Source organism: Wolbachia endosymbiont of Drosophila aff. chauvacae BK-2020 (genome assembly GCF_032848195.1).
Lineage (GTDB): Bacteria > Pseudomonadota > Alphaproteobacteria > Rickettsiales > Anaplasmataceae > Wolbachia > Wolbachia pipientis.
Genome location: NZ_CP136586.1, coordinates 1,098,375 through 1,124,752, shown reverse-complemented (window position 1 = coordinate 1,124,752; position 26,378 = coordinate 1,098,375). Strand labels below are relative to the sequence as shown.

The following is a 26,378-nucleotide window of genomic DNA, read 5'->3' as shown; positions in this document are numbered from 1 at the left end:
GTATGGCTAAAGCTGTGGTTTGTATAGGGGATTATTGCAGTGGAATACCAGCACATGTTTGTATGAGTGGAAGCAGCGATGTTTTTGTAAACGGTAGATCTGTGTGTCGAAAAGGAGATATCTTAACTCTAGGGGAGAAACTAACTCAGGGATCAAATAGCGTATTTGTTAATGATATTGGCATAACAAGAACAGGTGACTTGGTATCGTGTGGTTTTCATGTGATGGGTGATAGCAAAAATGTATTTGCAGAATGAGAGGCATGAATGCTAGCACGGGAAAGGAATTGGAAGGATTAAACCATCTAAAGCAATCGATAGTTGACATACTGACCACGCCGATAGGATCACGTGTTATGCGAAGGGATTATGGGTCAAGACTACTTGAATTAGTAGATAAGCCAATTAATAGGGATTTAACTTTGGAAATCTATGCAGCAGTAGCAGAAGCTCTACAAAAGTTGGAGCAAAGATTTAAGTTAGAAAAAGTAAAAATTACAGAAGTGAAAGAAGGAAAGGTCAATATTTCATTAGATGGTATTTATCTACCAAATGGGAAAAATATTCATTTTGATGGGATTATGGTATAGAGATGGAGCAGCCAAATATTATCGAACCACTGAACTTTGAAGAGATTTTTTCCCGGATGAAAGAAGAATTAGTAAGTCGTGATGAAAGTTTTACGGCATTAGTAGAAAGTGACCCAGCAATAAAGATTTTAGAGGTAGCAGCATGGCGAGAACTTTTGCTGAGAGAAAGAATAAACGAAGCGGCAAGGAGCAACTTACTGAAGTTTGCAAGGGGGGAAGAACTTGATAATTTAGCTGAGTTTTATGGAGCAGAGAGGCAAGATGGAGAAGAAGATGAACGATTTAGAAAAAGAATCAAGGCAAAAATAAAAGGCTGGTCAACTGGAGGAAGTAAAGAACATTATCGATATCATGCACTCTCAGCAGATAGAAGAGTAAAGGATGCGCTGGTTGAATCAAAAGTGCCAGGGAGTGTAGAGATCTCGATTTTATCCACGGAGTTATCCACAAATGGCATAGCATCTGAAGAACTACTTGATATTGTAAGAAAGCGAGTCACCAGGGATGATATAAGGGTATTGACAGATACGATAACAGTAGTTGGTTGCAATATTATTGAAATAGATATCCACAGCAAAATTAGCATTAAAAGACCGGATATTATTGAAACGGTGAAGAAGAAATTTATCGAAAAATTTGAAGCAACGAAAAGATTGGGATGGAAGGTGACAAAATCATGGATCATAGCAAATCTATTTGTAGAAGGGGTAGAAAACGTGGAATTAATAGAGCCAAGAAAAGATGTTGTGGTACTGGGGAATGAGTGCGTTTGTTTAGGCAAGCTAGAAATCGAATTAATGGGCAAAAGCTAATGTTACTTCCACCTAATAGCACAAAAGAAGAAAGAGCCATAGTAGAGGCTATCGATTACAAAGTTGATCCAAGCAGGATAAAAGGATTTAAGTTTAATTCTAAAGATGAAATACTACCGTGGATAATAGAAGAATATGGATTGGGGGAAATTCTGCGTTGGGTAAAAGACAAAGGAAAGGCGATAAGAGAAGGAATAAAATTTCAAAGACTGCGTGGCACACCTGCCTCACTGAAAATAGCATTAAAGTGGGCAAATATAGAAGATATTACGATCATTGAAGAGCCACCCGGTAAACACTTTTTTGAGTTGCAGGTAGGGATAAGAGATGTTCCGAACGACTTCTTCGTGGATGCAGTAGTAGAACTAGCAAAACTATCATTGCCAGCAAGATCGAGGCTAATGAGGCTTTTCAATGACCACTATAATATTGGAAGATTTATTTTAGATGAAAGCTTTTTTGGCAGCTTATTATCAGACTACTCTGGTACAAAGATCGAAAAAGATGGACCAGTGTTATCATTTGGGAGAGTAAATTTTTTCAGGTCTAGTGGTCCAGTTGTTAGGATTATAGAGAACTATCTACGCAATCATTATGAACAAGCTTTGAGCAATGATATATATCGCCTAGATGTAGCAATACTTGGAGAAACCGAGCCTCATACTAAGAACTATAACGGTATTTATGAAAGGAATCATGTGTGGTATAACTTCAAAGCGCTATATCCGCTACCACAGAGCTTATTACCGGCAATTAAGTTTGCTAAGGCACAAATAGTATTATCAGATAGCTGGAACTTAGGGGAAATAAACGCATGTTTTCCGGTTACTAGTATAGAAGAGGAAGGGGATAAATTTTTATTGGGAAGTAGCAAACTATCTGAACAACTGTGGAATTTAAAATATAAACCAGTTTTAGAAAGGTTTAGCGTTACTCACCACTACAAGGTAGAAGATTTTACCAACCAGAAAGTTATAAGATTTGGTTTAGCAGAACACAATGTTCATTTTGAAAGCGATTTAGATTCAGAGCAAAAGGATTCAATACATGAGTTAGAAAGGTACATTTTAGTGTTTTACCCAGGTGTACTAACCATACGCGTCAAGTTAAGAGATTGTAAGTAAATTCAGGGAAGTTAAGGTAGATACTCTAGTTTTTCTGTACTTGTCTTTTAATGAAAATCGAGACCAAGTTATGGTAAGCTTTTTAAGAAAAACTTTCAAACTATTAACTTTATTCTTTAGTGCTAAAAATAACTCTATAACCCGCCTTTTTAGCTCAATAAATGCCTTTGTTAAGCTAAGTTCTGTATTCTTTTTCACTTCTGTGCAACCAACTATGCCGTGAAATATAAGAATTGCGCACAATTTAGCATATAGTTCACATAATACTCTGCATGGCTTTCCTTTTAGCTTATCAAGTCTGATATGGCTTTTATACAATTTAAATAATAACTCAATTTGCCACCTTACTCTGTAAATCGTTAATACTTGCTCAGCACTAATTTTATTTTCTGGAACATTAGTTATAAATATTGACCAGTTCAACAATTTTTGATTTCTTTTAGAGGATGTATATCCCTGCGATCTTGCTAATCTATTAGCTTTCCTTCTTCTGGCCATAGACTGTTCTTCAGTTAGTTTCTGACATATAATTCTTACTCTAATTTTTGCTTCTTTTCCTAACAATACCTCGTTTTCTAAAAATAACTTATCCTCTAAACATTCTAATAACTCCATTTTTTGATTTGTTTCTACATCATATATGTTGGTATCGGATTTATAACGACTTATGAAATAAGCTCCTATTTCATTGATTTGTTTAAAAGAACTTGGCACAAAATAACCGAGATCAGATATTAGCAAATCATTGCTTAATATATTACTTAAATGTTTCCTATATCCCTGGTCTGATCTTACTCCCTCCGTTAAATTAAGTTGGTCTATTATCTGATTCATGTAGTCGAAAACTAATTGTAACTTTATTCCAGACTTAGTATTGCTTTCATAGCCACTGTAGCTAGTACCATAACCTTTATACATCTCTTCCATACTGTTAGGTAGAGTAATATAGCTACTGTCCAATAATTTAACACTATTAAATTGCTGTAAGATTTTGCAATCAACTTGCAAGATATTTTTGAAGAGAAGCACAGATTCATTATACATCCTTTTCATAAATTCCACTGCTTCTTCAGTAAATCTAAAATCCAAACCTTGTTTTGTTATATCTATCGAGTCCTCGTTTAGTAATTGACACATTGTTTCTACGCTACAATTATCAACCCCTATATTACCCAAGACCATGGCTTTTACGAACGATGAACCTTTTAGCTTTCTCTTTCTTTTTATAAACCTTGTTGTAATTGAGATTTTGTCTGCTTTTTCATTAAAAAATTCTTTGAGCTTTTTTGATAAGCTAGTTATTTTATTCATTGGTTCTCTCACTAAAAGTATTTCTGGGAGAACTTATACCTTATTATTCTATCTCTTTCATACCTTTATTTCCTTAACTTGACGCGTATGGTTCAAAAAAGTGTGTCAAACCAAAAAAAAAGTAATAAATTGATATAAAAAAAATGGAGGTTTGACAATGAGTCAGAAAGTAGTAAACAGAACTACCGGTTTGGTAGATTACAAAGAACTGGAAGCAAATATACTGTCATCAATAAGGGAAGGCAGACCATTAACAGGAAGGGATGGAGCATTTACACCATTTATAAAAAAGCTGCTGGAGGCAAGTTTGGAAGGTGAAATAGAAAATCACTTATTAGCTGAAAGTGAAGAGAGGGTTTGGTTGGAAGAAGTGGAGTAGCGAATGGATATACAAAACGCTGGGTCTATATTCAGACTATAGAATCAGGTATTACAAACCGAAAGCATCACCAGCACAATATGTTATAAACTTTGGTAAAGAATCTGCTAGGAAAGCGTAGTGCGGATGCTGCGTTTGACGAGGCGGGAGCTGGAAACGTTAACATGGGAATTCGGATTGAGGCCTATTGTGAAAACAATGGATCAGCCACCAAACCCTAAAGTAGGCGCGCCAGTTCTTGACCCTACATATTTTTTTGAAGGTTAAATCCAGCTTAGGGTCGAGAAACTTAGATAAAGCCATAGCCAAAGTGTTTAAAAATATTAATAATTATACACACAATTATTCAACCATATTTTTGAAGATAGCTATGCCGCCGCGGTATCTCTTAGCCGCTAACAAGTAGCGGGATGACGATTGTTGGTAAATCTAAGTCAGTTTAGCTATAGGCAGCAATTTTCTGTATTTATTTTAAATTGAAGGAAGCTCAAATGAAAGATCATGTTTTGCTAAAAATCACAGAATGCAGTCTAACAGTGAACGGTTACGCTTTTGATCAAAAATGTTGTATAGTACACAATCAATTTTTCTGGATCCAAGTAGTCAAGGCACTGCCTTTGTGTTTGAGGCAAAATCGGCTATAACACTTAACATACTGCCTTTGCAAACAAATGTTCGTACAGTTATGTGTCAGCTACTTGCATGACGCCATTGCCTGAACGGGTACCAATGATTACCTATCAATCTCACCAAAAACTATATCGAGTGAGCCAATAATTGCTGCAACGTCAGCAAGCATGTGTCCTTTTGCCATAAAGTCTAAGGCTTGTAAATGCGCAAAGCCAGGTGCTCTTATTCGGCACCTATAAGGTCTATTGGTACCATCTGAAACTATATACACTCCAAACTCACCTTTTGGTGCCTCAACAACTGCGTAAGCCTCACCTTCTGGTACGTGATATCCTTCTGAATAGAGCTTAAAATGGTGAATCAGAGCTTCCATAGATTTTTTCATCTCTGCTCTTGACGGTGGAGAAACTTTTCTATCTTCAGTTTTTATTTGCCCTTCAGGCATTTTCTCTATGCACTGCTTCACCAAACTGATAGATTGCCTAATCTCTGCCATTCTAACTAGATAACGGTCATAACAGTCGCCATTTTGGCCGATCGGTATATCAAAATCTAGTTGATCATATATCTCATATGGCTGGCTTTTTCGCAAATCCCAAGCAAGCCCAGCAGCGCGCAACATTGGGCCACTAAAGCCCCAATCAAGTGCCTGTTTAATTGATATTTCACTAATTCCTACAGTGCGTTGCTTCCATATCCTATTTTCTGTTAAAAGTTCATCAACATCGTCTATATATTTTGGAAATTGCTCTATAAACTTTGCAATATCCTCAATCAAATCTTCTGGAACATCTGCTGCAATTCCACCTGGCCTGATGTAAGCTGCGTGAAACCTTGCACCTGAAGCTCTTTCGTAAAATTCCAGTATTTTTTCTCTTTCTTCAAAGAGCCATAAAAGAGGGGTCATTGCTCCAACATCAAGTGCTTGAGAAGAAACGTTCAGTAAATGATTTAGTATTCTCGTCAGTTCACAAAACAAGACACGTAAATACTTTGCCCTAATTGGCACTTCACATTGCAACAATTTCTCCACACAAAGTGAATATGCATGCTCTTGTGACATTGGTGATACGTAATCAAGGCGATCAAAATAAGGCAAAGCTTGAAGATACGTTTTATGTTCTATTAATTTTTCAGTACCGCGGTGCAAAAGCCCAATATGGGGATCTGCCCTCTCGATCACTTCACCATCCATCTCTAAAACAAGACGCAACACTCCATGTGCAGCTGGGTGCTGAGGTCCAAAATTTAACATCATTGTCTTTAGATCGGGCATGTCCAGTAGTTTAAGATATTAAAATTGTATAGGCTAAAGTGCGCTCAAAGTCAATAAACTTCTTGCATAGGCTACAACTATCATTCAATAGAAACAAAAACTTTTACAATGGCTAATAAGTGTTGGTAAAACCAAGTCACTTTAGCTATAGAATGACAAAAAAGGTTTGCATTAGCCAAATTTTTAGTTGAAGTAGCATAAGAGGTTAAAGGAAAAGCTTTGTGTTAATGGATTCATTTCAGGTATAGTATAGATAATACCACAATACTTATAAAATGGATCATGTTGTTAATGCGTATAATAGACTTGACACTCCTATAGTCAGGGGAGAAGGGGCATATCTTTTTGATAAAGATGGTAAAAAATATTTAGATTTTGCTGCAGGTATTTCTACAACTTCTTTAGGGCATTGTCATCCATACATTACAGATAAGCTGAAAGAGCAATCGAGCTCATTATGGCACTGCTCTAACATTTTCACTATTCCCGAGCAAGAAAGGCTTGCCGAGCGTTTAACAACCCTTACTTTTGCAGATAAAGTTTTTTTCTGCTCAAGTGGGCTTGAAGCAACAGAAGCTGCAATTAAGTTTATTCGTCGTTACTTTTATTCAAAAGGGCAAGCAAAACGTAATCGTATTATTACAATTGAAGGAGGCTTTCATGGCCGCAGTATTGCTGCAATTTCTGCTGGAGGCAATGAAAAATCACGCGAAGGTTTTGCTCCGCTCCTTTCTGGTTTTGATAAAGTGCCAAGAAATGACATTAAAGCATTAGAAGAAAAAATCAACAATGAAATAGCTGCTGTATTTTTAGAGCCCATACAAAGCGAAGGTGGAGTATATCCACTAGACGTAGAATATCTTCAAAAAGTAAGGGAAATAACAAAAGCTCAAGGAATAATTTTGTGCTTTGATGAAGTGCAGTGCGGATATGGACGCATCGGTTCTTTATTTCATTATCAAAATGTCGGCATTGAACCTGATATGCTAACCTGTGCGAAGGCTATGGGTAACGGTTTTCCTGTAGCTGCATGTTTAGTGAAAGATTATATAGCAGAAGCAATTACTCCAGGAACTCATGGATCAACCTATGGTGGCAATCCACTTGCCATGACTGTTGGTAATGCAGTGCTCGATATAATGCTAAAAGAAGGCTTTTTTGATCATGTTAAAAGAATTAGTAAATATTTAAAAGAAAAGCTGTTGCTTTTAGCTAAAGAATTTCCTGAGATGATTTTAGAAGTTCGTGGAGAAGGGTTACTAATGGGAATAGAACTAGCAACTCTTGTAGCTGATAAAATTATTAGTCGATCTCTTGATAAAGGTTTAATAATAACTAGGGTTTTAAACAACAAAGTAGTAAGGGTAACCCCACCACTTATCATTGAGGATGAGCATGTGAACGCAGCGTGTAATATGCTTTATGATTTGTTTTTTAAGATTAAAGGTATATAAAATTCGGCAATATAAATTCAGGCTTGCAAATGCCTCTTATAACATGTAAAATTAATTTTATTTTTTATCACAATAACATCGTACTTTAATGGATTGGTTATTGGTCTTAGTATCATCAGCAATTTTTGTTTTGTTAGTTTTATCGTTTTTGTTCTCAGGAGCAGAAATAGGCTTAACCTTAATTAGCCGTTCTCGAGTTAATAAGCTAAAGCTAGACGGTAACAAAAAAGCCAGGGTAATAGATTGCTTATTAAATAGGAAAGAATTGACAATAGGAACGGTATTGCTCGGCAATACAATTATTAATATTACTTGCTCTGCTTTATTTACAGCAATATTTATCAATCTTTTTGGAAATGAGGGCATTCTCCTATCAACAATTATAATGACATTTTGTATTTTATTGTTCTGCGAAGTTCTACCAAAAACTTATGCTATTCAAAATCCTGAAAAATTTGCATCATTTTCTGCTTATTTTGTATTGTTTTTTGTAAAGATTTTTTCTCCATTGACACTAGGTATTCAATTTATTGTTAACCTCATCCTAAAATTATGTGGGCTGCATAAAGATAAGGAAGTGATATCTGCAGCGGATGCAATGCGTAATATGATTACTCTTCACCGCAGTGAAGGAACTATGTTGCAACAGGATTTAGATATGCTAAGCAGCATACTTGATTTGGCTGAGACAGAGATATCACAAATTATGACCCATAGAAGAAACCTATTTTCTCTTGATATAGATCGGAATAAAGAAGAGTTAATAAGAGAGATTTTAACCAGCAGTCACAGTAGAGTACCTTTATGGCAGAAGGAACCAGATAACATTGTAGGTGTAATTCACGTGAAAGCTCTAATAAATGCTTTGCGTGAAAAGAATAATAAAGCGGAAGAAGTTGACATTACCCAAGTTATGTCAAGGCCTTGGTTCATACCAGAAAGTACACCGCTCAGCGTGCAACTTCACAACTTCCGTAAGAACAGGAAACACCTTGCATTTGTTATTGATGAGTATGGAGCACTGCAGGGAATTGTAACTCTTGAGGATATACTGGAAGAAATAGTTGGAGAAATTTCGGATGAACATGATTTGATTACGGAGAATTTTATAAAGAAAATATCTGATAATATGTATCACATAGAAGGAAAATCTACTATTAGGGACATTAACAGGCAGTTATACTGGAATCTCCCTGATGAAGAAGCTACAACTCTAGCAGGTATGATTGTGAATGAAATAGAGCGCATTCCTGACGAAGGCGAGGAGTTTTCCATGTATGGTTTTCGCTTTAAGATTTTAAAAAAAGATAAAAATATTATTACTGTTGTTGAAGTGCAAGTAAAAATTGGTAATATTAGTGGCAGCAATTAATTAGTGGAGTTTCATGGAAGATACAGTAAAAATAACGGCTGAAGAGTTGAAGGGTTACATAGAGAGAATCGAAAAACTTGAACAAGAAAAGAGGGATGTGCAAGATCACATTCGTGATGTATATGCAAAAGCCGCAGATGAAGGTTGGGATATAAAAGTGATGAAACAAATTATTAGGCTGAGGAAGATGGATGATGATGACAGAGAGGAACAAGAAATATTGCTTGATACCTATAAACGTGCATTGGGAATGAGCTACGAAGAAGAGTTAAGTGAATAGCAGAATTGTAATTGGAATAAGTGGAGCATCTGGTTCTATTTACGGTGTGCGTATTTTAGAAGCGTTGAAAGACGTCGATTATGAAACTCATTTAGTGATAAGTCGTGCTGGGAAAGTAACTTTAGCTCACGAGATTAAAGAAAAACTTGAAGATATTACATCACTTGCAGATTTTTACTATTCTGAAGAAAAGATTGGAGAAAAAATAGCAAGCGGCTCATTTAAAACCTCAGGGATGATTGTAGCACCATGCTCTATGAAGACAATGTCTGAAATCGCATCAGGTGTTACTTCCAATCTATTGACAAGGGCTGCAGATGTAACGCTAAAAGAAAGAAGAAAGTTAGTTCTTATGGTGCGAGAGTCACCACTGCATCTTGGGCATTTACAAAATATGTTAAAATTAACGGAGATGGGAGCAATTATTGCTCCACCAGTGCCTGCTTTTTATATTAAACCGAAATCGTTGGATGATATTATTAATCATTCTGTTGGCAAAGTATTGGATTTATTTGATATCAAATTACCCGACTTTAAGGAGTGGCAAGGAAGTGACAATTATTATTGATGGTAAAAAAATAGCAAACGACCTATGTGAGAGGCTATCACAAAAAATTGATATTTTAAAGAGAGAGTATAACATTTTTCCTTGCCTGAAAGTAATTCTCATAGGTAGCAATCCAGCAAGTCAGGTTTATGTTCGCAACAAACAGAAAAAAGCAGAATCAATAGGCATAAGTTCTGAGACCATTGTTTTGCCTAATAATATTTTAGAAGATGAATTAATTGAAAAAATCAATGAATTAAATGAAGATCCATCTGTGCATGGCATTTTAGTGCAATTGCCTTTACCAAATCATATTAGTGCAAGCAGAGTAATTAACACAGTAAGTGTTGAAAAAGATGTAGATGGCTTTCATGATGAAAACGTTGGCAAATTAGTTAAAGGTGAAAAAAACTGCCTTATACCTTGCACTCCTAAAGGTTCTTTGCATTTAATTAAGTCAATTGAAGAGAACCTTTCCGGTAAAAACGCAGTGGTAATTGGTAGGTCAAATATCGTGGGCAAGCCAATGTTTTACCTGCTATTGCAAGAAAACTGCACTGTCACCATCTTGCATTCACAAAGCAAGGATTTAGCTGAATATTGCTCTAAAGCGGATATAGTAGTTGCAGCAGTCGGAAAGCCAAATTTTGTTCAAGCAGACTGGATAAAGAAAGGTGCAATAGTGATCGATGTTGGCATAAATAGCGTTAACGGAGGAAAGCTTGTAGGTGATGTTGACTTTGAAGGAATAAAAGGGAAAGCCAAAGCTATGACCCCAGTACCCGGGGGCGTTGGCCCAATGACCATTGCATTTCTAATGATGAACACTGTTATTGCTGCTTGCTTGCAAAAGGGAGTTGATGCTTCTGATTTCATTAGTTGAGGTATGAAGAGGAAAGCTATATGAAGATAGAATGTACCATATCACAATTAATAAAAAATTGAGATTTTTGAAATTCCTCAGTAGTCAAATTTATTAAATATTTAGGATCATCATCTATTCTTTTTTCTCTACAAGTATAGCTAAAGTGGCTTAGGTTTACCTACAATTTGAAAAACAACAAATTCGTCATTCCGCTACTCGTTAGCGGAATCTATGCTGAGATACCGCGGCGGTATGACGTAGGGAAACCTTTCTTGGGTTAGCTATAGTTAGTGGAATTGCAAAGTTTCTAGGCATAAAAAGCTTTGAACCTAATATATGAGCCAAACTTGATTTTCCAACCGTAGATACACCTGTAATAAAAATAATAGTCTTCATTTTGTGAATTTACTTGCTATATGAACTATCGGAGAAATTTTTTTATAGTTTATAGTATCTGACCTTACCCAGAAAAAGTGGAGAGAAAGTTTGGAATGTTTTTCACAAAGAGAATGATGAATCAAAATGCTCAGGAATGCAATAGTTAATAGTGACGTTGTTTGTTATAAAAAATTTCTATATATTCAAATATAGCAGTTTTGATATGCTGTTTAGAGTGCCGAGAGGTGTCTATTGGTAACTCCCTTTTTAGAGAACTGAAGAAGCTTTCCACAACAGAATTGTCGTAACAACAACCTTTATAACTCATCTATGTTTTTTATGGATAAGAGATATTGATAACCTTGCGAAGTATATTGTGAACCTTGATCACTATGTAATAGTAGATTTTTGGCAGGTTTACGCTTGTTAACGGCCATTAATAAAGAGTCCATAACCAATTGTTTATTTATTGAACTGCTCATTAACTACCATGCGTGAATATAGATCGATTATTGTTGCCAAATATAGCCATCCTTCTTTGGTTTTTATATAAGTAATCCCATACTTTATTTGGTTGATCGACAATAAAGTTTTGGTCTAATATATTGGGAGCTACTGTCCGTTTGTTGTTTCTTAATTTTAAATTTTCTTCTCAATATAGCCTGAATACCATTTTTCTGCATAATACTTTGCACTGTTTTTAAGTTGCAACTTTTACCCAAAGCCTTCAATTCAGCATGAATTTTAGGAGCTCCATATCTACATTTAGAAACTTGATATATTTTTTGAATAGCTGCGAGTAGCTCTTTATTTGCTGATTCTCTACTGCTTATTTTTCTTGTGGTCCACTTATAGTAGCCACTAGCAGAAAATCCTACATAATTCCTGTACTTTATAGCAGTTACTATATAAAAAAATATTTTACTCTTTTTGACTGGCCAGGGCTTTTTTTTAAATGTCTCTTTCCCTTGTTACTCTTGCTAACTCTCTTTGTAAATCAAACCTCTCTTTGTCGTAAGGAGCCATGTTACCTCTACCTGGAAATGCATTTGCCGCTGACTTTTTTTCGTTATATTTCTTCATCCATTTTCCTAATATACTATCCCTTATTACTAGATCTCTTGCTACTTTTGCAACTGGTTGACCTACCTTTCTTTGTTCATTTGCCAGCTTAACAGCTTCCAATTTGAATTCTGCCGTATATTCTCTTACCATTTCTAATCCTCCAAAATTTTATTTTACCCGAAAAAACTCCTTTCTTTCTCTCCACTTTTTCTGGGTAAGGTCAATATACCAGTGCCGAAAATAGTTGACAAAGATTGTGTATACTTATTACAATTGTTTGGGTACCAGAAGTTTTTACGGCAACAAAGTATGCACTAACTATAAGTAAGGAAGACTTTAAGCAGGCAATAAAAAAAATGAAGTAACGTTTAAAAGAGATTGAAGGAGAGAAGAAAAAGGTAAAAGGGAATACGGCAGAAAATGAATCTTATTACAAATAGCATAAAGGGCTTTTATTCTAGTGTTAAATCGGACCTAGATTGGCAAGCCAAACGTAGTCTTATTAGAACATTAGTAAAAGAAGTCAACATTGATCTTGATAAAGTAGATGTAGTATTTAAGATCAAAGAACTTGAAAACCCCGCCCAGAATGGACAAAATCAAAAGATGGTACATTGTCTAAGGGGTCTGGGCACTGGGATGACATCTTTTTTCTTGGTACAAATTACTCTTATGTCTCAATATTTGTACAGTTGTGTTATCGGCTGTTTGATGTTTACAACGCAGAAAGTTCATAAGGTTGTAAGTCAAGCGGTAGGATGACAAGATTTTGCAAGGGTATTTTTTTTATAGGAGATTAATATGGAAATTTTTCTTGATAGCGTTGATTTAAATGAAATTAAAGGACTAAAGGAGTTCATTGACGGCATAACAACTAATCCTTCTTTAATAGCAAAGTCCGGGCGTAAAGATAAATACGAGGATTTAGTGCGTGAAATATGCTCTATTATAAAAGGGCCTGTTAGTGTTGAAGTTGTTGCAGATAGCCATGAAGAGATGATCACAGAAGGTCTGAATTTAGCAAAAATTGCTGATAATGTTGTGATCAAATTACCTCTTACACATGAAGGATTAATTTCTTGTAAGAAGTTATGGACAGAGCATAAAATACCTGTTAACATCACATTATGTTTTTCTCCTGGACAAGCACTGCTTGCCGCTAAGGTCGGTGCTTGTTTTATTTCCCCCTTTGTTGGTCGCCTTGATGATATAAGCTATGATGGCTTATCGCTAATAGAAGATATATGTACTATATATTCTAATTACGGTTTTGATACTAAAGTTCTTGTTGCATCAGTGAGAAGCCCAGCGCATGTAATAGAAGCTGCAAGGCTTGGTGCTGATTCAATTACTGTGCCAGCAAAAGTACTTAGACAATTAATTAATCACCCACTTACTGACCAAGGGCTAGCAATATTTGAAAAAGACTGGGGTGTAAAATAATAGACGGTTACAAATGAACATAAAAATTGGCGTATCCGTTCAGGCAATGGCGTCAACTTAAGAGCCTTCATTAGCAAACTCTCCTAAAGACATGATGGCGTTTGCTACCTTATTGCGGCTGCCCTGGTCGAATTTTAACTTTATAGCTAACCCAAGAAAGGTTTTCCTACATCATACCGCCGCGGTGCTAACGAGTAGCGGAATGACGAATTTGTTGTTTTTCAAATTGTAGGTAAACCTAAAGCTATAGAAAAAAAGAAGAACCAGTTTCTTAGTTCTTCATTGACATAATCCACTTCATATGCCTTAATAAAGTTTTATAGCTTGGTAGGAAATAGTGGGATCAGAATTTGAAGAAATGCTAAAGGAAATATTACAAGAAATTAATGATCAAGGCTTCAATAAAGATAATATAATTGATAAAATTAAGGATAAGCTGCAGGAAGAGGACCCACGCGTATACAACGGGTGGAAAGATAACAAGTTTGATATAGATCACCTGTTTTTACCAGGTATCATGTTGCGTATGATAGCTAAAGATACAAAATTAACAGGGTTCTTTATAGAATATGAAAGGACTCTTTTATATGTTGCTGCTGAACATGGGCACATACAAATAGTAGAAAATCTATTAGACAATGGAGCGAAAACCGGTATAAAAAATGGATATTGCAAAGAAGCTCCTTTACATGTTGCTGCTAAACATGGACACATACGAATAGTAGAAATTTTGTCAAAAAAAGAAGCAGATATCGATCTGAAAAATAGGTATGGGGAAACTCCTCTACATTATGCAGCTAAGTATGGACATACACAGGTATTAGAAAATCTATTGGGAAGAAGCACTAATGTTAATGTGCAAAGTGAAGTTGGAAGAACTCCTTTACATGATGCTGCTAATAATGGTCATATAGAGGTAGTAAAACATCTTATAAAAAAAGGGGCAGATGTTAATGTGCAAAGTAAAGTTGGAAGAACTCCTTGACATAATGCTGCTAAGCATGGACACACACAAGTAGTAGAAGTTTTACTAAAAAAAGGAGCAGATGTTAATATACAAGATCGAGGAGGAAGAACTCCTTTACACTACGCTGTTCAGCGTGGATACCCAAAGCTAGCAAAACTTCTACTAAATGATGGTGCAGATCTATCATTTATTCATAGATCTAAAGCTATAACAGCAGGAGTTGCTGTGGGTATATTAGCTGCCATTGTTACTCCATTAGCACTCGTTTACGCTACTGCATTACCTGCACTAGCAATAATTGGAATTACTGTAGCATCTGCACTGATAGTTGGTGGAATTTCCTATGGGGCTGCGTATAAGTCATCAGAGCACTCATTAAACAGTAAGCTAAGTGAGGTTAGATGCAGTAATGTTGATGGAAATAAACAAACTGTATAACCATAATTATTAGCTCACCACAGTAACCGCACCATGGCAGTGTTTGTATTTCTTTCCGGAGTTGCAAGGACATTTGTCGTTTCTTGAGACTTTGGGAAGTCTGCTATTTCTAGCAGAATGTAACCTATTGCCTATCTCTTGGTTGTCTGCCAACTTAAAGTGTGCTAAGCGGTGAATGGTGAGTTCCTTCCATTTTTCAAGCATTGACTCAAACATCAAGAAAGCTTCGCGTTTAAATTCATTCAGTGGATCTTTCTGCCCCATAGCACGTAAGCTTATGCTTTGTCTTAGGCTCTCTAGAACTGAAAGGTGTTCCCTCCATAAATGATCAAGTGTCATTATCATCATTTGCTTCACGATCGTATTCCACAAATCTGTAGTGTGCTGACTGTTGAAATATTTTTCTTTCTCAGTAAAAAATTCTTGTATCTTATCATTTATATAATTCAAAGCTTCTTGTTTATTCAAAAACTTTGCCAAGTCTTCTTTATCAAGCGTTATTCCATACCTTGTATGGAATTCTTTGACTATATTTTCAATATAATCCTCATAATAGCCACTTTGGATTATACCTTCTACTACGCTCTCATTTACTTCGCTATATACTTCAAGTAAATCATTAATTTCGTTGCCTAAGATATTGTTTCTCTGTTTAAAAATAACTTTACGTTGGTTATTGATTACGTCATCAAACTTAAGTAGAGATTTCCGCACGTCATAGTTTCTAGCTTCAACTTTCTTTTGCGCTTTCTCGAGTGCCTTATTGATCCATGGATGATGAATAGCTTCGTTATTCTTTAACCCTACTTTTTGTAAAAAGCTTCTCATTCTATCAGAGCCAAATATTCTCATTAGGTCATCTTCGAGCGATAAAAAGAACTTAGAAAGTCCAGGATCCCCCTGACGACCAGAACGGCCGCGTAATTGATCATCTATTCTCCTGCTTTCATGTCTTTCGGTTCCAACCACACATAAACCACCAGCTTTTATAGCAATTTCCTTATCTTTTTTTACTCTTTCAACTATTTCTTGGTATTTTTTTTCTCTTTCATCAGCATTTTTTATCTTCTTTAGCTCTACCTTTGCGATCATTTCAGCATTTCCACCGAGTTGAATATCAGTTCCACGCCCTGCCATGTTAGTTGCTATAGTGATACTACCTGGCACCCCAGCTTGCGCTATTATGTACGCCTCTTGTTCATGATAACGAGCATTCAATACTGAATGCTTAAGAGAATGGCTTTGCAAAAGCGCAGAAAGCTTCTCAGAGTTTTCGATGCTCACCGTGCCAACAAGGACCGGTTGAAGGCGTTTGTAGCATTCTTCTATAAACTTCAACACAGCATTAAATTTTTCCTTTTCTGTACCGTAAATTTCATCATCAATATCAACTCTTTTTACAGGTACATTGGTTGGAATTTTTACTACATTTAATCTGTATATATCACGAAACTCTTCTGCCTCTGTTGCTGCTGTTCCCGTCATTCCGGAAAGTTTATTGTACATACGAAAGTAATTCTGAAATGTGACCGATGCTAAAGTTTGGTTTTCATGCTGAATTTCAAGATTCTCCTTCGCTTCAAGTGCCTGATGAAGACCATCGGAATATCTCCTGCCCTCCATCATACGCCCAGTAAATTCATCAATAATCACTACCTTGCCATCCTTTACTATATAATCTTTATCAGCAGTAAACAGCTTATATGCACGTAATGCTTGGTCTATATAATGAGTCATTATCATGCTGTCAGTATCATAGAGCGAGGAATTTTCAGGAATGAGATTGTATGACCTTAGTAGTTCCTCCACTCGTGAAATACCATCTTCAGTCAAGAATACCGTTCTACCTTTTTCATCTACTTCATAATCGGAGTCAACTAATTTGGTTACTATTTTATTGATATGCTTATATATCTGATTGTTTTCCTCAACCGGGCCAGAAATAATAAGCGGAGTGCGAGCTTCATCAATGAGTATTGAGTCCACTTCATCAACTATTCCGTAGTGAAAGCCTCTCTGAACCATGTCTTCTTGAGAAAATTTCATATTGTCTCGCAGGTAATCAAAGGCAAGCTCGTTATTTGTGGAATACACGATATCTGCACTGTAAGCCTCTTTCCTCTCTTCGTCTGTCAAGTTATTCGTAATAAACGCAACAGAAACCCCAAGAGAATTATATAATTTGCTCATCCACTCTGTGTCTCGTTTTGCAAGGTAGTCATTAACAGTTACGACGTGTACGCCTTTCCCTTCTAAGGAATTTAGATATGCTGCTAAAGTTGCAACGAGTGTCTTTCCCTCTCCTGTTTTCATTTCTGATATCATACCATTGTGGAGCACCATTCCACCAATCAGTTGAACATCAAAGTGCCTCATGTTAAGAAACCTTCGAGAGGCTTCACGCACAACTGCAAATGCAGGTACGAGAAGATCATTTAACGTTTTCCCATTTTTCAATTCTTGTTTGAATTCTTCAGTTTTACCAGCAAGCTCCTCATCAGATAAACTCTGCATTTCTGTTTCTAATGCATTTATTTGCTGAACAATTTTCCTAAAGGATTTTATTATCTTCTTATTTGTTGACCCAAATATCTTTCTTATAAAAAAGAATGACAACGTAAAAATGAAAAATATAAGAATGGCTGTCAAAATTAGCGGAGAATCTAGCATAAACTTAAGTAAAGTCTTATTTAATATGAGATTATATTACTAAATGCAGCCTACAGCAATTACATATTAGATTTGGGGAGTCTTTGGAAAGTCTTTTTTAAATCAAGAATTAAGAGTTTGCCAGGCAATTCCTACCCTCGAAGGCCTTTCTATCAACACATAAAGACTCTATTGCATTATTTTAGGTGTTTGGTAATCTTTAATTCTAGATCAAACAAATTTATAGCAGCCTGTATGAGGTAACTAGTTATGCACGGTAATATCTACCAGCTAAAGGTATTGATGCTATTTTTGCATCGAGGAGTGCTCTATCAGCACTCTTTTCGCTTAGGTACAGAAATAGAAGAGGCCAGAAAATTCGATGATTTAGTATTTGAATGTACCCAAGGTAGTAAGAAAGTATACCGTTTTTTGCAGGCTAAACACACACAAGATGAAGATAACAAGAAAATTGGAGTAGGGAACTTACTTACAAAAGATAAAAGTGGTGAGTTTGGATTAGCAAAGTATTTTGTTTCTTACCTAAAGATCAAAAATAATCAAGATTTTGCAGATGGTAACCTGAAAGATTTTATTATCTGTACTAATATCGATTTTGATCTGGATCAAAGCACAGCACGAAACACAGTGAAGAAGTTGAGGGTAAAAACTTTAGGACCAAACGAGGAAATAGAAATTTTAGTTGAAGTAATCGACACTAGTGATGTCTTTTTTAAAGATGGTGGCACTAGATATAAGTTCTCTTATATTCACAATAACATGATTTCAGTAGTGCAACCAGCATTTGAAAGTGCTGTAGAAGAAGCGATGGAAGAATTAGAAGAGGAGATAAAAAAACTCCAAAACAAGCCAGATCAGAACTCAAAAAGGAAATTGGAAAGAAATCAGACGTGGCAACGTGAATTTGGACGAATGATGAATGAAGGTAGGTTGGAAGACAATATAAAAGAATTTTTTGATAAGTTAGTATTTGCAGTAAATCAGCCCAATGAAATAAAACTAGCGGATATTATCAAAAGTGAGCTAGGCGAGCAATTTAATGATATTGATAGACAGAATGTTTACGCTCGCTTCCAAGAAAAAATGCTAGATTGGTTGAAAGAAAAAGGGAGACGTTTTCTTACACATGAAGACGGAAGAGAATTCTTTCGCAAGATGAAAGAAGAAATCTTAGAGGTTGTCCGGAAACTAGTAAATTCAAGCATATTCCCTCTTTAACATAACCCTACTCATAGCTAGGTATATGAAATTCTCAGTGGATGTTGTGAGTAAATCATACTCCTTCGATAGCCTTCTATTCCTATTAACCCAAGCAAAAGTCCTTTCTACAACCCATCTTCTTGGCTGTACTTTAAACCCTTGTTCTCTTGTTGGTAGTAGCTCAGGTGGCGTATCTTTGTGCACCCAAAATCTACATGGAGGCCTTTTAACAATTTCAATATCTATGTCATATTCTTCCTTTATGTGATTCTTTAAATTTCTTCCTTGGTATCCCATGTCAGCCCACATTTTTTTTAACTTTAGTATATTTTGTTCTCATATTGTTTAATGCTATTTTCATACCATCTCTATCATTTTCGTTAGCAGCGCCTACGTAACAACCTAGTATAAAACCCTGAGTGTCTGTAATTATATGCCTTTTTCTACCCTTTACTTTTTTACTTCCATCATAGCCTTTGATCCCCCCTTTTCTGTAGTCTTTACAGATTGACTATCTACTATACAGGCACTCGGCTGCTCATTCCTTCCTATTTTTCTTCTACTATATTTTGTAATTTCATAATTCATTTTCTCAAAAATTCCCTGCTTCTTCCATTGCCTGAACTGCTCATACACAGTCTTCCATAGCGGAAAATCATTTGGTAAATACCACCATTGACACCCTGTACGCAATACATAGAAAATTGCTTCTAATATTTCTCTTTTGCTATACTTTGGCGGCCTTCCTCCTTTCTTGTATGATACTCTGAAGTGTTTTTCTATTCTTGCCCATTCCCTTTCGCTTAGATCTGTTGGATACTTTTTTCTCATCTTTACCCCGTACTAAAATTTCAGATATTATAGCCTTTTACTTGTTTCCGGACAACCTCTTAGGAGGCTTTCGATTTGAGGTGAGAAATCCAGTAGGATCGTTCACTGGAAGGACAGAAGAATTACGAGAACTACACAAATTAATACAAAAAAGTCAAGGTGTAGCCACAGTAATATCGCAACTGGTTTCTATTAGTGGGTTGGGAGGAATAGGTAAGACTGAGCTGGCCAAAAAATATATTGAAGAACACAGTAAAGATTATGACAACAATATTATATGGATAAAAGCTGAAACCCATGAAACCATGGTGCAGTCTTTTCTCAGGTTAGCTAGAGATCCTTTAGGCATTCCTACAGAAGATAGGGATATTGAATCTATTGTAAGAGACATATACGCTTTTTTCGCCAAGAGAAAAAGTCTCTTTGTTTGCGATAATGCAGAAGAATATAGAAGTGAAGGTCAAGATGCTGGTATTAGTCAATTCTTACCGTCCCACTTTTTATCATCTGATGATAATAAACCTAGTGTTTTGATTACCTCTCGTAATCAGAAATGGGGAGATATAAAATCATTAACATTGGGTGCATTTACTGAACCAGAATCAATAGACTTTATTAGAAAAGCATTAGGTATAAAAGATGGGTCACAAGAAAATGAAATAAAGAATTTGGCAGAAACATTACAGCATTTTCCTTTAGCTTTGCAGCAGGCAGTTGCATACATAAAAGAAAGGGATATAGCATTAAAGAATGTAGGCTTGAAGTTTGAAATTAGTGATTATTTAAAGAGATACAAAGAGGAAGCAGAAAAATTACTTGATTTTAAGTTTCCTAAAGACAGCGACAATAGCTACACCAAGACAACTTTTATAACCTGGAGAATTACTATTGATAAAATCAAAGATAACCCAGAGTATGGTCAGCAAGCTAAAGAAATCTTGGATATCATTGCCTATATTGCTCCTGACAACATTCCTGCAAAAATGTTTTTAGGGGTAGAACGCAATGAAGAAAAGTTAGGTGATGCTATCCAACTACTTAAACAATATTCAATGATCAACTCAGGAGAAGAGCAAAGCTCAGTCAATATCCACAGGTTAGTACAGCAAGTAACAAGAATAGAGTTAGAAAAACAAGGCAAAGACAAAGTTGTGAAAAAGACTTTTGAGTTACTGGAAGAAAGCTTTCCTTACGGCAGTGATAAATTAGAAGATTATGCTAAGAAACGACAATTATTGCCGCATTTAGAAGCGTTCTTATCACATGTAGATAATTGGCTAACAAAAAATCCTTCAGAAAAACAAACAATAGAAAAGGATTATCTTGTAAATTTGTTAATATGGATAGGCGATGGATATTTTGATTTAGATCCTAGAAGACAAAAGAAGTCGCTTGAACGGGTTTTACCTATCATCAAGAAACATTATGGCTCTGATCATTTTCAAGCTGCTATTACATTAGCAAACCTTGGCATTGCTTATGGTGCTTTAGGTGATCCTCAGAAAGAAAAAGAGTTGCTTGAACGGGCTTTACCTATCTTGAAGACACATTATAGCCCTGATCATTTCGAAGTTGCTAAACTGCTGGCAAACCTAGGTAACGCTTACGGGTATTTAGGCAATTATAAGAAACAAAAGGAATTGCTTGAACGAGCTTTAGCAATTCAAGAGAAACATTGTGGTTCCGATCACTCTGAAGTTGCTAGAACACTGGCAAACTTAGGTAACGTTTATGGTGCTTTAGGTGATCCTCAGAAACAAAAGGCTTTACTTGTGCGAGCTTTACTTACTTTTGAGAAACATTATGGCACTGGTCATCTTGAGGTTGCTAGAACACTAATAAGTTTAGGCACCGCTTATAGGGCTTTAGGTGATCCTCAGGAAGAAAAAGAGTTGCTTGAACGGGCTTTACCTATCTTTAAGGAATATTATGGCTATGATCATTTTGAAGTTGCTAAACTACTAGCAAACCTTGGTATCGCTTATGGTGCTTTGGGTGATCCTCAGAAAGAAAAGGAGCTGCTTGAACAGGCCTTAACAATTAAAGAAAAATATTACAACTCTGATCATTTTGAAGTCGCTATTACTCTGACAAACCTTGGTATCTCTCATGTGGATTTAGGTGACTATAAAAAACAAAAGGAGTTACTTGAACGGGCTTTAGCAATCAAAAAGAAACATTACAGGCCTGACCATTTTGAAGTTGTTAAATTACTGGCAACCCTCGGTATCGTTTATGGCACTTTTGGCGATCATCAGAAAGCAAAAGAGTTGTTTGAACGAGCTTTACCTATTTTTGAGAAACATTATGGCTCTGGTCATGTTCAAGTTGCCAAACTACTGGCAAATCTTGGTATTGCCTATGGCGCTTTGGGCGATCACAAGAAACAAGAGGAATTGCTTGAACAGGCCTTGCCTATTTTTGAGAAACATTATGGCCCTGATCATCCGGAAGTTGCTAAACTGCTGGCAGAACTAGATGACATTTAGGTTTTTAGCAATACTGGATTAACAACAATTCATTTGAGCTACACTTCCAAAACTAATCTATTTGGATCTTCTATATAATTTTTTATTTTAACGAGGAAAGTTACTGCTCCTTTGCCGTCAACTATTCTGTGATCGTAAGAGAGAGCAATGTACATCATAGGTCTGATTTCTACTGCATTACCAACAGCAACTGGCCTGTTTTGTATTGAATGCATTCCAAGTATTCCAGATTGCGGAGGGTTTATTATCGGAGTGGAAAGAAGTGAACCGTATACTCCACCGTTTGAGATGGTAAATGTTGCACCTTCCATTTCTGATACTTGTAATTTACCCTCACGAGCTTTTTTGCCAAGAGCAACTAAAGTCAACTCAATTTCTGCAAATGACATCTGATCGGCACCCCGAATAACTGGTACAACAAGACCTTTATCGGTGCCAACAGCAACACCTACGTCATAGTAATGTTTATATATGATTTCATCGCCTGAGATTTCAGCGTTAATTTCAGCAATTTCTTTCAATGCTTGCACCGCTGCCTTTATAAAAAACGACATAAAACCAAGTTTTATTCCATATTTTTTTTCAAAGGCGTCCTTATATTTTGCTCTTAGATCCATGACATTCTTCATGTCAATTTCATTGAACGTGGTCAGTATTGCAGCAGTATTTTGCGATGCTTTCAAACGAGCGGCAATTACTTGCCTTATTTTGCTCATTTTTACTCGTTCCTCTCTTTGCTCTCCATTTACTACACTTTTTGGCAATTCATATTGTTTTATTGCAGGTTGTTCAGCTTTGTTCATATGGCCTATCACATCTGCTTTTGTTATTCTGCCTCCCATGCCAGTTCCTTTGACGCTTTCTGCACTGATTGCATTTTCTTCCATAATTTTACGAGCTGATGGAGCATCTTTTTTAGCAGCACTTTCGCTTTTATCTTCTTTTCTCGCTTCCTCTTTTACTTCTCCCATGGAAAGCTTCGCTAACAATTGATCAGGACTTATTACATCATCTTCTTTTATAAGAAATTCAGTTATTTGCCCTGAAGCTTCTGCAGTTAATTCGAGTGCTGTTTTGTCAGTTTCAATTTCAAAGATCAAGTCATCTACTTTTACTGCTTCTCCAATACCCTTCTTTATTTTTACTATACCTTCTGTAACTGATTCACCACCAAGAGTTTTTGGTGCTCTGATTTCTATAATTTTGCTCATAAAACAACTTCCGTATAAAACTTTCTATAGATTTATACATGAAAAGAGACATGTAATAAACTAATAAATTCATTGAGGCTCTTATCATTTAGAAGTGACAAACGGATAACATATTCCCAAATGTCATTCCAGCACGTGACGCTAGGCCATAAAAATTCCTTGACAAGCTTTGCCATCCCCCCTATCATGAAACTGAAGCTATTTATTTATCTTCGCAATCTGTGCAGGTTAATGACAAAAAACTTAGGGTATTTGGCGTCTCATGTTTAATTTTTCGCACTACGTGCATCGCATGTCTTTAAAAATTTTTAGGTTTTTACCTATATAAGCCGAAACGCGCTTACAAAGCGTTTAAGACAGCAAAAAACGTCAAATTGACAAGGGAGAATTTGAATGCTAGCTACTACGGGGTTTCTTTGCCTTTTTTCCTGCTTAGTAAATTTCTTAAACACTTGCGGTGTAGGTTAGTTGCAAGTTAAAAGCAGCTAAATCGCTCTTAATCAAGCGTTTTAGAATAAAAAAAACGCCGATATTTTAGTACATAGTAAATAGCCAACCACCACGGGGCTTCTTTTGCCTTTTTTTTCGCTTGGTAAATTTTTTAATATTTATAGCTAAACGACAACCGTCATCCCGCTGCTTGTTAGCGGGATCTAGAGATACCGCGAATGAATCGCGGTATGACGGTTAAATAATTCGTCATCCCGCTACGTGTTAGCGGGATCTAGAGATACCGTGACGGTATGACGGTTCGCGGTGGTATGACGATAAGGTTTATACCTTGTCATGCAAGTACTAGAATCCAGTAAGCTTATTTATGCATATAAAAGGTTATTATTTTGTAAAGTCAAAGTTGCTTTTGGTTTTAAGTTAAAGTACAATAAATGCAAAGGTTTATATAAACTGGATCCAAGTAGTCAGCTACTCGAATGACATCAGACAAACAATCGTACACATGCTAGTCAAAATAGGTACCAGAGGAAGCAAGCTTGCAGTTGCCCAGGCTTTGGAAGCAAAACAAAAGTTGCTGGATTCTTTTCCTAACTTATCTATTGAAATTGTTAAAATAAAAACTTCTGGAGATAAGTATGCAAACGCAAATCTTGCTGAAATAGGAGGCAAAGGATTATTCATTAAAGAAATTGAGACTGAATTGCTCGAAAATAATATAGACATGGCAGTTCATTCGCTAAAAGATATGCCTGCGTTTTTCTCAGGGGGTTTAACAATTCCTTGTGTTTTAGAAAGGCTAAGTTCATGCGATGCGTTTATTTCTCATAAACACAATAGCCTTGAGTCTTTGCCACAGCAGGCTACTATTGCCACTTCTTCAATAAGAAGAAAAGTTCAGTTGTTAAATGTTAGACCAGATTTAAATATAGTACCGCTACGTGGAAATGCAACAACCAGATTGCAAAATCAAAGTTTTGATGGAATAATTCTAGCTGAAGCAGGACTCATAAGATTAGAAAAACATCACTTGATTACAGAGGTATTGCCACCAAAAGTTATGTTAAGTGCAGTGGGGCAGGGGGCGGTTTGTATTCAATGTAGAAGGAATGATGTAAAAATTATCGATCTTTTAGAGAAAATGAATAATAATATGTCTTTTATAGGAGTGAAATCAGAGCGCAGTTTTATGAAGACAGTGAATGGTTCATGTTTTACACCACTTGCAGCTTTGGCTGAATATGTGAGCGAAAATATGCTACACCTTCGTTGTATGTTAGCAAGTGGAAAAAATATATACTTCACTGAGCGCACTTCATTTATAGAAGATGCGGAGAAAATGGGTATGGATGCAGGATTAGAGTTGAAATCAAAATGCTTATAAGCTTACCTAAAGTACGTGGAATCTATCGTTATGATGTCTTAATGTCTAAAGCGACGTGGTTAAATGTTGGTGGACGAGCTGATGTATTATTTAAACCATGTGATATTGAAGATTTAACATACTTGATTAAAAATACTGAACTGCCAGTTAGCGTTATTGGTGCAACATCCAACATAATAGTGCGAGATAGTGGCATTCGAGGAATAACAGTAAAATTAGGTAAGGAGTTTGCATATATTAAAAGTAAGGGTAACAACTCTATTGTAGCTGGGGGAGCTGTGCTGCTCAGCAACCTTGCTCACTTTGCGGGAAATCAGCAGATTAGTGGGTTGGAGTTTCTAGTTGGAATTCCAGGAACAGTTGGTGGCGGAATAGAAATGAATGCAGGTGCATATGGTAGTGATATCGCAAGTGTTGTACAATCCATAAAAGCAGTGAATCTAGAGGATGGAAACCTATATAAGTTCTCCAGCGAAGAAATGGGGTATTTTTACCGTGGACATAGCCTAAAAGGAAATTGGATTTTTGTTGAAGCTGAGTTTAAAGGAGTAAACTTAGAGTATGAGCTTATACTGCAAAGGTTAAAGGAAGTTATTGAGAGGAAAAATAAAAGCCAGCCAATAAGAGGAAAAACTGCTGGGTGCATATTCAAAAATCCAAAAAACTACCGAGCATGGGAGTTAATTGATAAATCTGGCTGCCTAAGGTTAAATATTGGTGGAGCTAGAATCTCTAAGAAACATTGTAACTTCTTGCTCAATTACGATAATGCAACTGCATCTGACTTGGAAAACCTTGGCAACAAAGTAAAAGATGCAGTAAAGGATAAATTTAATGTTGAACTTGAGTGGGAAATAAGGGTTTTGGGTAGCTATTAGATAGTTTTTATAGCTTATGTATATTCGTTCAGGAGAACGGCAAATAAGGTAAACAAGTAATCTAAAAAAATAATCATAGAGAAACCGTGAGGTAATGTGGTTAATCTTGTAGAACTTTGCAAGAATCTAGAGAGAAAAATAGCAAAGTTATACCAATTCTCATTATTAGTGAATCAAATAAGCGATATTGTAGAGTTATTTAATTGTGGAGTGAGAAAGAAAGGCAATAGTATGGCTTTTTTTCCATTGTTATCTATCCGTTTATTGTGCAGTGGGAATTGGTATTAGCTGAACGGACACTATTGTTATACTATATCTTATATACAATTGTGCAA

The 26,378-nt window shown here is 36.1% G+C and carries 23 protein-coding genes and 4 pseudogenes; 21 read left to right on the top strand and 6 right to left on the bottom strand.

Features of this window, described 5'->3' with window-relative positions; translation table 11 throughout:
• The first annotated feature begins 2 nt into the window (after window positions 1–2).
• From R0F62_RS05930 to R0F62_RS05915, 4 genes are read left to right on the top strand one after another with little or no spacing between them, the layout of a single operon-like run.
• Window positions 3–257 carry a PAAR domain-containing protein gene (locus tag R0F62_RS05930; RefSeq protein ID WP_010082109.1) on the top strand — a complete coding sequence of 85 codons (255 nt, stop codon included), beginning with the start codon at window positions 3–5 and terminating at the stop codon, window positions 255–257.
• Window positions 254–589, top strand: coding sequence for a GPW/gp25 family protein (locus R0F62_RS05925; protein WP_015588922.1), 336 nt, complete (start codon window positions 254–256; stop codon window positions 587–589). The genes R0F62_RS05930 and R0F62_RS05925 overlap by 4 nt, the downstream gene beginning before the upstream one ends.
• 2 nt (window positions 590–591) lie before the next feature.
• Window positions 592–1,401: a baseplate assembly protein gene (locus tag R0F62_RS05920; protein WP_010962482.1), complete on the top strand. Its 810-nt coding sequence runs from the start codon at window positions 592–594 to the stop codon at window positions 1,399–1,401.
• Entirely contained in the window at window positions 1,401–2,525 is a 1,125-nt protein-coding gene (locus R0F62_RS05915; protein ID WP_274979036.1) for a phage tail protein, read from the top strand. Before R0F62_RS05920 ends, R0F62_RS05915 begins: the two co-directional genes overlap by 1 nt.
• Here R0F62_RS05915 and R0F62_RS05910 read toward each other — a convergent pair.
• Window positions 2,508–3,836, bottom strand: coding sequence for an IS4-like element ISWen1 family transposase (locus R0F62_RS05910; RefSeq protein ID WP_010962373.1), 1,329 nt, complete (start codon window positions 3,834–3,836; stop codon window positions 2,508–2,510). The genes R0F62_RS05915 and R0F62_RS05910 overlap by 18 nt on opposite strands.
• A 157-nt stretch (window positions 3,837–3,993) precedes the next feature.
• Between R0F62_RS05910 and R0F62_RS05905 the strand changes: the two are divergent.
• Window positions 3,994–4,188 (top strand): annotated as a pseudogene (locus R0F62_RS05905) (IS256 family transposase); the annotation flags it as partial.
• 589 nt (window positions 4,189–4,777) lie between these two features.
• The gene (locus tag R0F62_RS05900; protein ID WP_153296793.1) at window positions 4,778–4,921 is read left to right on the top strand and encodes a hypothetical protein; all 144 of its coding nucleotides are present in this window, start codon (window positions 4,778–4,780) and stop codon (window positions 4,919–4,921) included.
• 27 nt (window positions 4,922–4,948) lie between these two features.
• Here R0F62_RS05900 and R0F62_RS05895 read toward each other — a convergent pair whose 3' ends face one another.
• Window positions 4,949–6,121 carry an NADH-quinone oxidoreductase subunit D gene (locus R0F62_RS05895; protein ID WP_274979308.1) on the bottom strand — a complete coding sequence of 391 codons (1,173 nt, stop codon included), beginning with the start codon at window positions 6,119–6,121 and terminating at the stop codon, window positions 4,949–4,951.
• 275 nt (window positions 6,122–6,396) lie between these two features.
• On the opposite strand from R0F62_RS05895, the gene R0F62_RS05890 reads away from it, so the two are divergent.
• From R0F62_RS05890 to folD, 5 genes are all read left to right on the top strand, one after another.
• Window positions 6,397–7,575 (top strand): aspartate aminotransferase family protein, encoded by a 1,179-nt coding sequence (locus R0F62_RS05890; protein ID WP_006280246.1) that lies wholly within the window; start codon window positions 6,397–6,399, stop codon window positions 7,573–7,575.
• A gap of 88 nt (window positions 7,576–7,663) precedes the next feature.
• Window positions 7,664–8,947 carry an HlyC/CorC family transporter gene (locus R0F62_RS05885; RefSeq protein WP_317051367.1) on the top strand — a complete coding sequence of 428 codons (1,284 nt, stop codon included), beginning with the start codon at window positions 7,664–7,666 and terminating at the stop codon, window positions 8,945–8,947.
• A gap of 13 nt (window positions 8,948–8,960) precedes the next feature.
• Complete coding sequence (locus R0F62_RS05880) at window positions 8,961–9,227, top strand: DUF2312 domain-containing protein (RefSeq protein WP_010082293.1); 267 nt, start codon at window positions 8,961–8,963, stop codon at window positions 9,225–9,227.
• Window positions 9,220–9,795 (top strand): UbiX family flavin prenyltransferase, encoded by a 576-nt coding sequence (locus R0F62_RS05875; protein WP_010082294.1) that lies wholly within the window; start codon window positions 9,220–9,222, stop codon window positions 9,793–9,795. The genes R0F62_RS05880 and R0F62_RS05875 overlap by 8 nt, the downstream gene beginning before the upstream one ends.
• Entirely contained in the window at window positions 9,779–10,657 is an 879-nt protein-coding gene (gene folD, locus R0F62_RS05870) for a bifunctional methylenetetrahydrofolate dehydrogenase/methenyltetrahydrofolate cyclohydrolase FolD (RefSeq protein ID WP_274979305.1), read from the top strand. The genes R0F62_RS05875 and folD overlap by 17 nt, the downstream gene beginning before the upstream one ends.
• A 480-nt stretch (window positions 10,658–11,137) precedes the next feature.
• On the opposite strand, the pseudogene R0F62_RS06840 reads toward folD, so the two are convergent.
• A pseudogene (locus R0F62_RS06840) lies at window positions 11,138–12,232 on the bottom strand (IS3 family transposase).
• A gap of 270 nt (window positions 12,233–12,502) precedes the next feature.
• Here R0F62_RS06840 and R0F62_RS05855 point away from each other — a divergent pair.
• The 5 genes and pseudogenes from R0F62_RS05855 to R0F62_RS05835 all read left to right on the top strand — a co-directional run bounded on the left by R0F62_RS05855 (window position 12,503) and on the right by R0F62_RS05835 (window position 14,930).
• Entirely contained in the window at window positions 12,503–12,844 is a 342-nt protein-coding gene (locus tag R0F62_RS05855; RefSeq protein WP_010082297.1) for a hypothetical protein, read from the top strand.
• Between the two features lie 39 nt (window positions 12,845–12,883).
• The gene (gene fsa, locus R0F62_RS05850; protein ID WP_007552982.1) at window positions 12,884–13,525 is read left to right on the top strand and encodes a fructose-6-phosphate aldolase; all 642 of its coding nucleotides are present in this window, start codon (window positions 12,884–12,886) and stop codon (window positions 13,523–13,525) included.
• 337 nt (window positions 13,526–13,862) lie between these two features.
• A complete protein-coding gene (locus R0F62_RS05845; protein WP_274979343.1) occupies window positions 13,863–14,510 on the top strand; it encodes an ankyrin repeat domain-containing protein in 648 nt (215 codons plus the stop codon).
• Between the two features lie 33 nt (window positions 14,511–14,543).
• Window positions 14,544–14,639, top strand: a pseudogene (locus R0F62_RS05840) (ankyrin repeat domain-containing protein); the annotation flags it as partial.
• A gap of 78 nt (window positions 14,640–14,717) precedes the next feature.
• Window positions 14,718–14,930, top strand: a complete 213-nt coding sequence (locus R0F62_RS05835) for a hypothetical protein (RefSeq protein ID WP_274979342.1) — start codon at window positions 14,718–14,720, stop codon at window positions 14,928–14,930.
• Between the two features lie 9 nt (window positions 14,931–14,939).
• Here R0F62_RS05835 and secA read toward each other — a convergent pair whose 3' ends face one another.
• Entirely contained in the window at window positions 14,940–17,600 is a 2,661-nt protein-coding gene (gene secA, locus R0F62_RS05830; protein WP_022626296.1) for a preprotein translocase subunit SecA, read from the bottom strand.
• Between the two features lie 249 nt (window positions 17,601–17,849).
• Here secA and R0F62_RS05825 point away from each other — a divergent pair, with 249 nt between their 5' ends.
• Window positions 17,850–18,818 (top strand): hypothetical protein, encoded by a 969-nt coding sequence (locus R0F62_RS05825; RefSeq protein ID WP_317051365.1) that lies wholly within the window; start codon window positions 17,850–17,852, stop codon window positions 18,816–18,818.
• On the opposite strand, the pseudogene R0F62_RS05820 reads toward R0F62_RS05825, so the two are convergent.
• Window positions 18,798–19,631: pseudogene (locus tag R0F62_RS05820) on the bottom strand (IS5-like element ISWpi1 family transposase). The gene R0F62_RS05825 and the pseudogene R0F62_RS05820 overlap by 21 nt on opposite strands.
• An 80-nt stretch (window positions 19,632–19,711) precedes the next feature.
• On the opposite strand from R0F62_RS05820, the gene R0F62_RS05815 reads away from it, so the two are divergent.
• On the top strand, window positions 19,712–22,120 hold the full coding sequence (locus R0F62_RS05815) for a tetratricopeptide repeat protein (RefSeq protein WP_317051364.1): 2,409 nt from the start codon (window positions 19,712–19,714) through the stop codon (window positions 22,118–22,120).
• A 38-nt stretch (window positions 22,121–22,158) separates the two neighbouring features.
• Here R0F62_RS05815 and odhB read toward each other — a convergent pair whose 3' ends face one another.
• Window positions 22,159–23,331, bottom strand: a complete 1,173-nt coding sequence (gene odhB, locus R0F62_RS05810) for a 2-oxoglutarate dehydrogenase complex dihydrolipoyllysine-residue succinyltransferase (RefSeq protein ID WP_010962667.1) — start codon at window positions 23,329–23,331, stop codon at window positions 22,159–22,161.
• 955 nt (window positions 23,332–24,286) lie between these two features.
• Here odhB and hemC point away from each other — a divergent pair.
• The 3 genes from hemC to R0F62_RS05795 all read left to right on the top strand — a co-directional run bounded on the left by hemC (window position 24,287) and on the right by R0F62_RS05795 (window position 26,331).
• The gene (hemC, locus tag R0F62_RS05805; RefSeq protein WP_274979340.1) at window positions 24,287–25,165 is read left to right on the top strand and encodes a hydroxymethylbilane synthase; all 879 of its coding nucleotides are present in this window, start codon (window positions 24,287–24,289) and stop codon (window positions 25,163–25,165) included.
• Window positions 25,156–26,043 carry a UDP-N-acetylmuramate dehydrogenase gene (gene murB, locus R0F62_RS05800; RefSeq protein ID WP_317051363.1) on the top strand — a complete coding sequence of 296 codons (888 nt, stop codon included), beginning with the start codon at window positions 25,156–25,158 and terminating at the stop codon, window positions 26,041–26,043. The genes hemC and murB overlap by 10 nt, the downstream gene beginning before the upstream one ends.
• Before the next feature lie 96 nt (window positions 26,044–26,139).
• Window positions 26,140–26,331 (top strand): hypothetical protein, encoded by a 192-nt coding sequence (locus R0F62_RS05795; RefSeq protein WP_070356842.1) that lies wholly within the window; start codon window positions 26,140–26,142, stop codon window positions 26,329–26,331.
• Window positions 26,332–26,378: the final 47 nt, after the last annotated feature.